Source organism: Asticcacaulis benevestitus DSM 16100 = ATCC BAA-896, from assembly GCF_000376105.1.
GTDB classification, from domain to species: Bacteria; Pseudomonadota; Alphaproteobacteria; order Caulobacterales; family Caulobacteraceae; genus Asticcacaulis; species Asticcacaulis benevestitus.
The window spans coordinates 16,669-28,096 of the sequence record NZ_AQWM01000041.1; the positions used below are offsets into that span (position 1 = coordinate 16,669).

Annotated in this window: 8 protein-coding genes; 5 read left to right on the forward strand and 3 right to left on the reverse strand. The window is 56.7% G+C overall.

Annotated features, from left to right (window positions below; translation table 11 throughout):
• The first annotated feature begins 18 nt into the window (after positions 1-18).
• The gene (locus B060_RS27825; protein ID WP_018083730.1) at positions 19-192 is read left to right on the forward strand and encodes an SDR family oxidoreductase; all 174 of its coding nucleotides are present in this window, start codon (positions 19-21) and stop codon (positions 190-192) included.
• Between the two features lie 10 nt (positions 193-202).
• The gene (locus B060_RS0120725) at positions 203-610 is read left to right on the forward strand and encodes a DoxX family protein (RefSeq protein WP_018083731.1); all 408 of its coding nucleotides are present in this window, start codon (positions 203-205) and stop codon (positions 608-610) included.
• Between the two features lie 347 nt (positions 611-957).
• On the opposite strand, the gene B060_RS0120730 is transcribed toward B060_RS0120725, so the two are convergent.
• Positions 958-1,545 (reverse strand): TetR/AcrR family transcriptional regulator, encoded by a 588-nt coding sequence (locus B060_RS0120730; protein ID WP_018083732.1) that lies wholly within the window; start codon positions 1,543-1,545, stop codon positions 958-960.
• 134 nt (positions 1,546-1,679) lie between these two features.
• Here B060_RS0120730 and B060_RS0120735 point away from each other — a divergent pair, with 134 nt between their 5' ends.
• Entirely contained in the window at positions 1,680-3,284 is a 1,605-nt protein-coding gene (locus tag B060_RS0120735) for a GMC family oxidoreductase (protein WP_031221283.1), read from the forward strand.
• Positions 3,285-3,752: 468 nt separating this feature from the next.
• On the opposite strand, the gene B060_RS0120740 is transcribed toward B060_RS0120735, so the two are convergent.
• Positions 3,753-5,765 carry a right-handed parallel beta-helix repeat-containing protein gene (locus B060_RS0120740; RefSeq protein WP_018083734.1) on the reverse strand — a complete coding sequence of 671 codons (2,013 nt, stop codon included), beginning with the start codon at positions 5,763-5,765 and terminating at the stop codon, positions 3,753-3,755.
• Positions 5,766-6,112: 347 nt separating this feature from the next.
• On the opposite strand from B060_RS0120740, the gene B060_RS0120745 reads away from it, so the two are divergent.
• A complete protein-coding gene (locus tag B060_RS0120745; RefSeq protein WP_081606968.1) occupies positions 6,113-9,865 on the forward strand; it encodes a family 43 glycosylhydrolase in 3,753 nt (1,250 codons plus the stop codon).
• A gap of 142 nt (positions 9,866-10,007) precedes the next feature.
• On the opposite strand, the gene B060_RS25420 is transcribed toward B060_RS0120745, so the two are convergent.
• Positions 10,008-10,856 carry an alpha/beta hydrolase gene (locus B060_RS25420; RefSeq protein WP_023447440.1) on the reverse strand — a complete coding sequence of 283 codons (849 nt, stop codon included), beginning with the start codon at positions 10,854-10,856 and terminating at the stop codon, positions 10,008-10,010.
• On the opposite strand from B060_RS25420, the gene B060_RS27830 reads away from it, so the two are divergent.
• Positions 10,855-11,124 (forward strand): hypothetical protein, encoded by a 270-nt coding sequence (locus B060_RS27830; protein WP_018083737.1) that lies wholly within the window; start codon positions 10,855-10,857, stop codon positions 11,122-11,124. The genes B060_RS25420 and B060_RS27830 overlap by 2 nt on opposite strands.
• Positions 11,125-11,428 lie beyond the last annotated feature (304 nt).

Genomic DNA, 11,428 nt, shown 5'->3' on the forward strand with positions numbered 1-11,428 from the left:
TCGTAGAAGGATAATGATATGAAAATCGGTGTGAGCGATGCGAGCGGAAAGCTCGGCAGAGCTGTTGTCTCGGAACTCCTGAGGCGCGGCGCGGACGTGGTCGGTGTTTCCCGATCACCGGACAAGATGGTGAACGCCTTCGTCGGCAACACAAAGACGTTCCGCGACGTGTTCGCGGGCTACAGCGCGTGAGGAAGAGATCATGATCCGCAAATACGCCTACTGGATCAGCACCACGCTGCTCTGCGCCCTCTACCTGATGTCGGCGGCCTTCTACGTAACTCAAGGCGACACCGTGCGTCAGCTTCTTGGAACACTTGGCTTCCCCCCCTATCTGGTACCCTTGTTGATCACCGTAAAGCTCCTGGGTGTGGCGGCCATCGTCTCGCGCGTCAGCGTCGCTCTCAGCGATCTTGCCTATGCTGGCATGCTCTACCACCTGTTGCTCGCGCTGTCGGCGCACCTCAACGCAGCCGATTATGGCGGTGCGGTTCCTGCCGTCGTTGGTCTGGTGGTGCTCGTGACCTCTTTCCTGACACAGAATACAGGCCGCAAGACACCGTCTCCCTATGCACCGTCTCAAGCGGCCTCTGCCACCGGCGAAGTCTGAAACTGAGAAACCGCTTTGCAGCACGGCCGCTCCGCTCCGGCGTCGCGGCCGTGCTGCCGATTATATTGGAACGGACCGTCTCTGAGCGTCGTGACGTTCGGTGTGGGCATGTGGACACGCCGCCTGGCTCCTGACAAAGGTGGGAGTGTCAAATCAGCACCGAACATTGACCCCTTGGAGGTGCGGACCAAATCTAGCCGGAGTTTTTGGACAGTCTGCAGGATTTTCGCGACAGCGCGTCCGCTTTACGCCCCCATTTCGGCCATTCGGCCTACTTTTGTATTTTTCCGGAAGCTTCCGTCCGGTGACCCAGGCGGGATGTCCAACTTGTCCGATTAGACCCTCGTCTACCTGCCCTCAAGTCTGCTTAGATAGGACGCTAGGGCATCCGGGATACTGGCGGCGATCTCTTCGAGATTTTCATCCTCCGCGTCGTGAAGGAAGTGTAGCGTGCCGGTTGATAGTGAAAACAACGTCCGTGCTGCTGCGGGGCCGGCTTCCGAGCCCAGTCGGAGACATATGACACGACTCACCAGAGCTTGGAACTGTTTCACCTCGGCAACTGGCACAAGCTTTAGCGTTGCGAGTGCATCCCGGTGGCTCGTGTAATAGAGGATGGCCCTGCCAAAAAGTGCATCAATGACACGCTCTGGCGTCAAGTCCTGCCAAAACAGGTCGTCTGCCGCGAAAGTTGGCCCCAATATGGCCATCAGCGCCTCGCTATGACGGGCAGCTAGGCCCCCGAGCAATTCTTCGCGGTCCTTGAAGAAATGGTACATCGAACCGGTTGACGAGCCCGCTCGGTGGGCGACGGCCTGCATGGTCACCGCGCCGGGCCCCATCTCGCGAAGCAGGCTGGCGGCTGCATCCAGTATGGTATCGCGCCGCAGGATGCCGCGCGTCTGTCGGGGTGATCGAAGTTGCTTCGCGTTCATAGTCGCCCTTGTTGTCTGAGTAGACTCTACACCCGGTTTCCGGGCGAAGAAAGCGCAGACGTCCTAAGCCATGTAGACAATCGAATCTAGATGATATATCTAGAGAATAATTCTAATTTGAAAAGGTCGTGGCCGTGTCCAGCAGAAAGTTCGATTACATCGTCGTTGGGTCCGGCAGTGCCGGGTCGGTGATTGCTGCCAAGCTGAGCGAAAATGGCAAGCATACAGTGCTGCTGCTTGAAGAGGGTGGCGAAGCAGGCTGGTTGAGCCTCTTGCCGAAGGGCTATGGCAAGCTGATCTCCGATCCTGCCAACGCCTTCTTCTATCCTGTGCAGAAAGACACGTTCGGCCCTGACAAAACCTGGATTCGCGGCAAGATGATTGGCGGCTCAAGCGCCATCAACGGTATGGTCTGGGTGCGCGCGGGCAAGGAAGACTACGATCATTTCGAGCAAATTGGGCTGCAAGGCTGGAATTGGGCGACGATGCTGCCCTATCTGCGCCAGTTGGAAGATCATCAGCTCGGTGCCAATGAGTATCGCGGTGCCGGCGGTCCGGTCGAGATCAATACCAACCCCAAACCCACACGTCTGGCTGAGGCCTTTATAGAGGCTGGGCGTCAGACCGGCCTTAAGGTCAAGCCGGACCAGAATGGGCCGACGCTCGAAGGCACCGGCTACGCTCAGTGGAACATCGACCGCCACGGCAAACGCGTCAGCGCTGCCCGCGCCTATCTCGATCCTGCAAGGAACCGGTCAAACCTGACGATCATGACCAATGTAAGGGTCGACAATGTCGAAATGGTCGATGGCAAGGCCACCGGGATATCCGGCATCTCCCATGGGCAGCCGGTTCGCTACGCCGCGGAACGTGAGGTGATCCTTTGTGCCGGGGCCTTGGCCAGTCCGCGTATCCTGCAGCTCTCTGGCATCGGCGACAGCGCGGTACTGAAGGCAGCCGGCATCACAGTGCATTTACATAGCCCCAATGTCGGCCGCAAGATGCGCGAGCACCTGACACTTCCGATCAATTTTCGGCTCAAGCACTGGCAGGATAGTCAGAACCGCGATTTTGCCGGATGGCGGCTCATCGCCAACGCGTTGAAGCATTTTGCCGGCGGAAAGGGTCCGCTCTCCTACGGCGCAGCGGAGGCAATTGCCTTCGTAAAGGCAATGCCGGATGCGGCCCGCGCCGATACGCAGATCATGTACAATCCCTATTCCTATGTCATCGGCGCTGCTGGCATTGGCTTCGAAACAGCACCGGGCATGCAGCTCTATTCCTACTATCTGCGTCCGCAGAGCGAAGGGAGCGTGCTGGTTCAGTCTGCGGATCCGGCCGCTGCGCTCTTGGTCGACCCAAATTGGCTCGATCGGGAAGAAGACCGTGCTGGACTTGTCGCCGGCACACGCGCCATCCGCAAGATCATGGGGCAGAAGGCGTTTGAGCCAATGGTGAAAGGCGAGACCGAGCTGACGTCTCAGGCACAGACCGACGGCGCGATTATCGAGCTCGCCCGCACCCTGGGTCAGTCCGGCTATCATGCCGTTGGTACCGCAGCGATGGGCGCCAATGAAGACGCTGTTCTCGATCATCGTCTCCGCGTGCGCGGCGTTGCCGGGCTACGCGTGGTGGACTGTTCGATTTTCCCGGAAATCCCGTCGGGAAACACCAACGCACCCACCATGGCGGCGGGGCTTTACGCGGCCGATATGATTCTGGCGGACGCCAAGGGATAGAGAGAAGCTATACTTACCGATACCAATTATGCGCCGGCGACGTGAGGCGGTCTTAGCTCTGCCGGGGGGAGTGTTTTCGGTAGCTGCCGTCATCACGTGGGGTAGACCACAAAGGGGCATAAAATCGTGACTAGGTCACTACCGCGTATGGCAGCTTTTTGGAATCCCGGAGCGGCGCCCTAACGACCGAAATGGGCCACCAGCCGACTCCATCATCCGCCATTGTTTGCAATTATCCAAGTGTGTCTTTTTGATTCAATTGGTAGCTATGCGGTAGCTGTGGGCGGATTTCGGACGCAGAAAAGTTGCCTTGTGAATCATCTATCTATTTGATTTATTGCCATAAAGGCCGGCTGCTGGGGCACGCAACCAACGTAACTACTACACTATTTCATTTACCGAAACTATTGTTGGGAAGAGGCGTATGAAACCGAGTGCCAAGGCTAGCAACAGCGTCTCAACACCCTGCTAAATGCAGGCTCTCCGTCGAGGATCAACCATCCAGGATTCCCTTGAGGACGGATTGGCAAGCGGTCCTGCAACCCGCGTGGCGCCCGTCTGCACACCCAATAGGTCGCTTTGTATGTGGTTGCTTGTGGCCATCTTTGGCAGGGTGCGGACCCTCGACAGGGTGAGACGAAGGGTAGCGGGGTCGAACTCGACCCGCATCTCGGCCTCGATAGACGTGCGGTCCCAGCCATAGGCTGTACGCCAGGCCGCCAGGTCGAGATAGGTTTTTGCATCGCCTTGGTAATACCCGAGGAACCGCGCCGGCATGTCCACAAAAACATTGCCGTCGGCCGTGTTCTTAGGGTCAAGAAAGACTATGGCAGAGGAGCCGCACCTGGCGAAGATATTGTTGGCTATGGTGTTGTCGCGCCCCTGCCCGCTACCGGCGCGATCTGGACGCAAGATGGCAAAGACACCCGAATTGTCGCATCGGCCGATCAGATTTTGCGCTACAATCAGTTGATCGGTGGCGTTGATGAACAGGCCGGATCCCGCGCAGCCCCTTTGACCAGGCGTGCCAGGTTCAGCATTTCGAACGTCCCAGATAATATTGTTGTCGATCTGGTTCGGTTCTCTATTCATCTCCAGATGCACGGCGGCGCTGACGGTAAGGACATCGGCGAAAATATTGCCGGTGATTCGGCAATTGGAATCTTCGCTGTCCCACCACGCGGCATTGGCATGGCGCATGTGGCGCACGACGTTGCGCCGGAACATCATGTTTCGGGCGCGATGAAACTTGGCGCCAGCCGCCTCCCAGCCGCGCTCTGCGTCTGCCCAGCCACACCATTCGATCAGGTTGTCTTCGATCAAGGTATCAAGGGTGCCCATGCCGCCGATGCCGCCGACGCCACAATAACGGATGGAATTGCGGCGGACGACCTGTGACGTTCCGGCATTGAGCGCCCCGGCGCTATCGCCGTCGAAGCCGATGGCGAGGCCGAGACCGTTGGCCCATTCCAGAGTGTTGTCCTCCAGAATCCAATGGTCGCCGCCAGCCAGCGAGACCATGCCGTATTGCGGAAAGGGATAGGCGTTGCCAGCATGTTGAAACGTCAGACCCTTGACCCGGATGAAGCTCAGCCCGCTTTTTGCCGGAATGAAGACATGCTGACGGGTCGTCACCTCGATCACATGGTCGGCTGGAGTCCCGGACGCGAGACGGATCTGGATCGCCGTGCCAGACGGATCCACCCAGATCCGGGAATCGGGCACGCCGCCGATCTCCTGCATGATCGGGCCGCCACGCCTCCGGGCGGGTAGCCCATTCTGCGGCACAGGCTCGACCGTGAAATCCGGAAAGGGCCGCAAGGCCGGCGCGGCCAGTTCGCGAAGTTGCTCCACTGGCTCCAGCGGCTTTCCGTCGACAAACACCAGGCCCCGGCGTCGCAGATACGGCCCCATATCGACCTTGGCCGGATTTAGCCATGCCCATTGGCCCATGAGGCTTGGCAGGGCAAAGGGGTTATAGGCGTCGGGAAACAGTGCGCCGTCAAGGTTATGGCGCCAAGTGGTCACACCGTCTTCGGGTGAGGCAAGACTGCCAGGCGGGCGAAAGGCCACGGAGACGGTTTCCTGATGCCAGCCATCCGTAAGGATCTCTGAGCCCTTAATATAGACCTTGGCGCCTGGGGCGGCCTCGTAGCTGATCATCCGTGAAGGTGCATCGCCGCCGCGTGCCGGCCGCACGCATTCGCGGTAGGTGCCAGCGGCAATAACGACGCGTTCACCCGGCTGTAGCACCTGAGCAGCGCGGTTGACCGTACGGAAGGGGCGCGCTTGATCGCCCGGCCCGTCGTCGTCGGCGACGGCCAAGGTATTGTCGACATAATAGGTCTTCGAGAAGCTGAGCGGTTGTTCCCATAGCGCGAAGTTTGTGCCGTCGGGCAGCCGCGTATCCGGTACTGCCGTCGGGCAGCCCCATGCGCCGCCACTCAGCGCAGCTGTCGCGCCGACGGCTGCATAACCCATTAGCTGCCTGCGATTGATCCCGTTGTTGTATTTCATCATGTCACTGCGCCATTTTACCGAGCTTCGGGGAAATATATGGTCTGAACTTCCACTGCGTGACCTTGCAGACGCCGCAGTCTTAACCTGCGAAGACGTGATTGGCCAAGTGCGAATCCTGTTTCTTCAGGGCCGGAAAAGCGTCAAGTCCATTGCAAGAGTTGGCGGAAGACCGACAAAAACGCCAAAGGGAGGCTGCTGGCTCCCCTCGTCCCCACTCTAGGCAATTGACGCCACCTTTGCGAGCCTATACGCAGTTATTATAAAGTCAGACAATATAATCAGGTCGCCACCTGCAGGAAGCTCTTACCATGAAACGCTTGCTAACAGCCGCTTTCACAATTTTGGCGACGGCCAATCTGAATGCCGTAACGACACCAATTCTTGCGGGAATATTAGGGTCAGTTTGGGCCGTGGAAAGCAACGCGGCCCCCAATAGCCAGCACGACCTCACCAAGTTAGCCGTCAACGCTGTCCGAGCCCTGCCTGCTCTGCAGGGGCCTGCGCGAGGAAGCCTGACCCTTCCTGAGCGAGGCACGGACATTGAAGCTCTTCGTGCGGTTAACGGAGCGCAAAACGTGTCAATCATCTGGCGATCTTCAGATCGATCGACGATAACCGACACGGATCGAGGTTTTGGAAAAGATATCATTCGCAAGGGGACCGTTAAACGTGGCCTTAAGGATAAGGTTGTTCGTCTGACGGCGATTATCAACGTGCCGGGAGAAAAACCGGTAAGTTTTCCGATCAAGGTGACGGTCCTCGCCAAACCCCGGACGTCGGCCGAAAACGAAGCCTACATGTTCGTTTATTTCGCCGGAGACACGCCCGATGGTGAAAAGCTTCGTTTTGCCGTGTCTGAGGGAAATAATGCGCTGAACTGGCAGGATCTGAACGACGCCCAACCGATCCTGGAATCCGCCACGGGTACGTTGGGCCTGCGCGACCCGTTTATCATGCGGTCTGCCGAAGGCGATCGTTTCTTCCTTCTAGCGACCGATCTCTCCGCCGGCCGCAGTGGCTGGAGCAAGGCAACAGATGAAGGCAGCTCCTATCTCGAAATCTGGGAATCGACCGATCTCATAAACTGGGGTCAGCAGCGCCACGTAAAGGTTAGCAAGCCCAACGCCGGCATGACCTGGGCACCGGAAGCCATGTACGATCCGACGATTGATGCCTATGTGGTCTACTGGACGTCGCACATGTTCCTTGACGACGCCCGTACGCACAAGGACGACAACGGACCTCAAATCCTAACGTCAATTACCCGCGACTTCCGCACCTTTGGTGAGCCCGAGCCGTGGTTCAAGGCTTCCGATCTGCCCGATCTGCTCAAGGACAAGGGCATGATTGATTCGAGCGTCATGAAGGATGGCGAGTACTACTATCGCTTCACCAAGGTTACCGATGCCAAGGGCTGCCCATCCCCGGACATATTGGCGCAACGATCCAAATCACTGCGCGCAACCACAGAGTCGGGGGCTTGGTCGTTGGTCGACCGCTGCATAGGCCGCAATGCCGGCACGCCCGAGGTCGAGGGCCCCAGCGCCTTCATCGCCAACAAGGGAGACACCAGTGGCTTCAAATATTACCTCTGGGTCGACCATTTTGGGGGCATCGGCTATATTCCCCTTGGCACAAACGCCCTCGACGCACCGATCAAATGGACGTACCCGCCGAATTTTCGCCTACCGGCTCACCCGCGTCATGGCTCGGTTCTGGCGATCACCGCTAAGGAGCGTGATGCGCTTTTGGCTAAGTGGGGGACCAAATCCCCTGAGGCACCTCAGATTAATGCGAGTGAAGCCGAAGCCGCGGAAATTTTTGATGCCTGGGTGGTGCCGCCGGTGCTGTCCTCGGGCACTCCCCTGCCTGCCCCCGCTGGTTTCAGTGTCCTTTGGACTGCCGACGGTGCCAAGCTGATCGAAGGCGCTCTCATCAATGACCAGACCGCTCCGGCTTCCGTGAAGCTCACCGGTATGGTCAGGTTATCTGACGGAAAAACGATCACCAAGTGCTTCGATCTAACCCTGCTGGGAAAGGACGCCAGGTTTCTGGCCGCGTACACCCGCAGCCCAACATCGGCGCATGAAGCGAACCAACCAATTGTCGCTCGCAGTTTACATCTGGCTATCGGAACGGCTGAAGGCGATCTTAAGCCGCTCAACGATAACTACGGCGTTCTCTTCCCATCGGGCGATTATGTTGGCGTCGATCAGGTCTCGCTGCGTGGTCTGTCAAACCCCTCGCTGTTTTACTTTTCCGATGGCAGCCTGGGCGTCATCGCCAATCGGGTAGACATGACAGGTGCCTTAGATCCGACATACGCCTCCGGCGCCCTAGTGTTCAAATCTGATCCCAAGAGCCCTGCCGACTTCACGGAATTGGGCTTTCTCGATCTTCGGACGGGCGACGGCGTCGTGGCGCCCAAAGCCGTCTGGGATTCCGCCGCGAAGCGCTATCTGGTGTATTGGAGGAGTAGCACCGGCGCTGCGAAATGGACAACCGTCGCCGATCTGGCGCGAACCGAACTTCGTGGCTCTGCATTCAATCCTGAGAACAACGGTCGTCGCCTTCGAATAGTGTCGCAAGGCAATGTTGGTGTGGTTCGCACAAGTCAATTGAGAAAAATTAGCGACGTTCTCCCGCCGCCGTCCGCCGCGAACCTGCCGGATGCCGAGGCGCCAATGGGCATAGCCATATCCCCTCAACTCGCCTCCGCCCTGGAAAACCGCTTCGGGCGGATCGTCAATGTCGGCGCCCGTGTGGCCCCGCTGACGATCAAACGTGGAGATATCGCCGCCATTGCAGACGCAAAGGTGCAGCTTGACTATTCCGACGGATCCATAACCACGCGTAAAGTCGATTGGAACCCGACGGTCTTGAAGCGCCTTCAAAAGGCGCGTCCGGGTAACTACACAGTCACCGGGACCGTTCGCCAGTCACCCTACCCTCGGATTTTCGCCTATAACCGCGCCGATCCGACCATCTATCGCTACGCGCAAGACAGCATCACCCGGTACCTCTTCACGGCGACGGATGACACAGACAATCAGAATGTTAACTCGCCCCACCTGCCGCTGCGGGTTGCCAATAGTATCGAAGCGTTGGCCGATGCTAATGGCGGAGGCAACCGCGAAATCGATCTTTTGAATCGAAGAGTGTACAAGGATCGTACGCTTGAGGGACGCGTAATTGCCGGCTGCTATTGGGCACCGGAGCTCCACGAAATAGGCGGCCGCCTGACCATCCTATTCGCCCCCTGCTTCAATTCCAAAGATGACCAGTCAAACGAGGACGGATTGTGGTCTACCGTTGAAGCGCACATGATGCAATTGCGCGAAGGCGGTGATCCGGCCAAGCGGGCCGACTGGTCGAAGCCTGCCGCCGTACGCCGTGCAAACGGCGCGTCGCTGGGACGGACAGAGTTTGGCAGAAACATCAGCCTCGACATGTCTTATTTCGATATCAAGGGGCAAGGCTACTACATTTGGTCTCAGCGCTACATAACCGAAACCGGAAATATTGGAGACCCGCTGACCTGGATCGCCAAGGTTGATCCGGCAAATCCGGCGCGCTTGACGTCTGAGCCACAGCCGCTTATTGCGCCAAACCTATCGTTTGAGGAAAACCTTGCCGAAGGCGCCTTTGCGTTCTTCCATGAGGGCCGCATCTATCTCGCCTATTCCGGCTCGAAGGTAGGCCCGACCTATGTCGTTGGCGGAATGTGGGCCGAAGAAGGCGCGGACCTGACCGATATAAATTCCTGGCGCAAGTGGAAAGCACCACTGCAAAAAAGCACCGCCATGCCGACGGGCACGCGTGACTACCTGACTTATGAACAAGGGCCAGGGCATGGTTCATTCGCTGAAGATGCGGACGGCAATTTGACTTATGTCTACCATACCTGGGGCGACGGTGTCGGTGGCAATGGCCGTGATACCAGGGTTCGTCGGGTACATTGGGCGGCGGACGGTCGGCCCGTGCTAGATATGATGCCAGAAGAAGAGGTCGCACCTAAATACCGCCAGGTTTCCATAAAGGTCACCATCGCAAGGCGTTGACGTCTTGTTGATGTTCCTCGAGAAATGCCCCTCCAAATTGGCATTCTGGTCGACCTTGCCCCTTGATGCTTTCCAAACTTAAGTTCGCTCAGGCGGAAATCGTGTGCTAAAAAATGAACCGTCAATCGCCAAGGCCCAACGCCTAATGTTTCGCTTTTTCGGTTCGCAGGGACCAGAAAAGCCCCCTTGTAATAGTCGATGGAAAGACGGTGAGATGATCCTCATCGTCTATACGCTCTGCGGTAAGATGCAGATTGGGGTAATTGCGCGATTTAAGAGACGAAGCCATATCCTGCATGTCCTTCACCATATCTAATCGCCGTGAGTTGCGCTTAGTTGGGCCAGGCGCCTCGAATCCACCCGTCGCCATATAAATGTTGGCCGGCAAATCACGATGGGTCGCGGCATAATCAGCTTCCCTCTTTTTCATGTAAAAATTGTCGTAATATAATGAAGGACTACCAATGATATAGTATTGAAACATTGTTGGGTCACTTAATACTATATCCATGCCCAACAAACCGCCGTATGAATGCCCGACAAATATTTTATGCGACATGTCAGCGCGATAATTTTTCTGAATAAACGGAAAGACTTCGTCTTTTATAAACGCCGCATACGCACGCGATTCTCCAAAAACAAACTTTTTTCCTGGCATGTCAGATGGGTCGTGGTCCCCGTTAGGAGTCGGAGTGTAGTCCCGCTTTCGACTGAATGACGGTGTGTCACCGGTAGAGTAAGCCAAGCCAACAAGAATGAACTCTTGTAAATCATCTCCATGATTTGAAACGCGTCGGGTGATACTTCGGGTTAGAGGAAACGCGTATTCCGCATCGGTCACAAACATAACCGGATATTGCTTTGACGTGTTTTCTTTATAAGAATCTGGAAACGCTACAAATAATTCGTAATCTCTATTGAGAATTTCGGAATGTATGCTTTGAACCTCTGTATTCCACATGGTGAACGGGTGGGGATAACCAGCAGGCATGCTCGATTTTGCGTCGTCATTCGTGTCTGTAGCCGGCGCTTTCGTGCATGAGGCCATCATCATAAAAGCAATGCTGATCGCAAAATACAACTTCCTAGCCATTTTTCCCCGCGTCAGCTCTTATATGTTCCTGCATAACGAAATACGTTTTGTCGTACAGGCTGGCAAGTTTTCGTTCGTCGTCGCAAAGAGCAGGCTAGAAGAGTTTGTCCCCAAAATGCAAAAACACTCTTTAACGGCCGCTTATACCAAGATCCGCTGTCGCTGACTCAAATGTGATTTTCGGAACTCGCGAAGGTCGTATCCCACAGCGTGGTGTAATTGGGTGAGAGCGTAGCGCTAGGCTCGCTGCCCGTCCAAAGGGCAAAGCGAGCCTCAGCGAAGCGGGGTTGGCCATCAGTGATTTTCGGATATGGTTTGGGTTCCTACACTCATTCCAGAGACGAAAGACCACCGATGACCAACGATATGATGGCCCTGAAAGGGCTTGTTGAAAAGACCTCCGACAGCGATTTGTTGCGCGACATGATCAGCTTTACGGCTGAACGCTTGATGGCGCTGGAGGTGAGCGG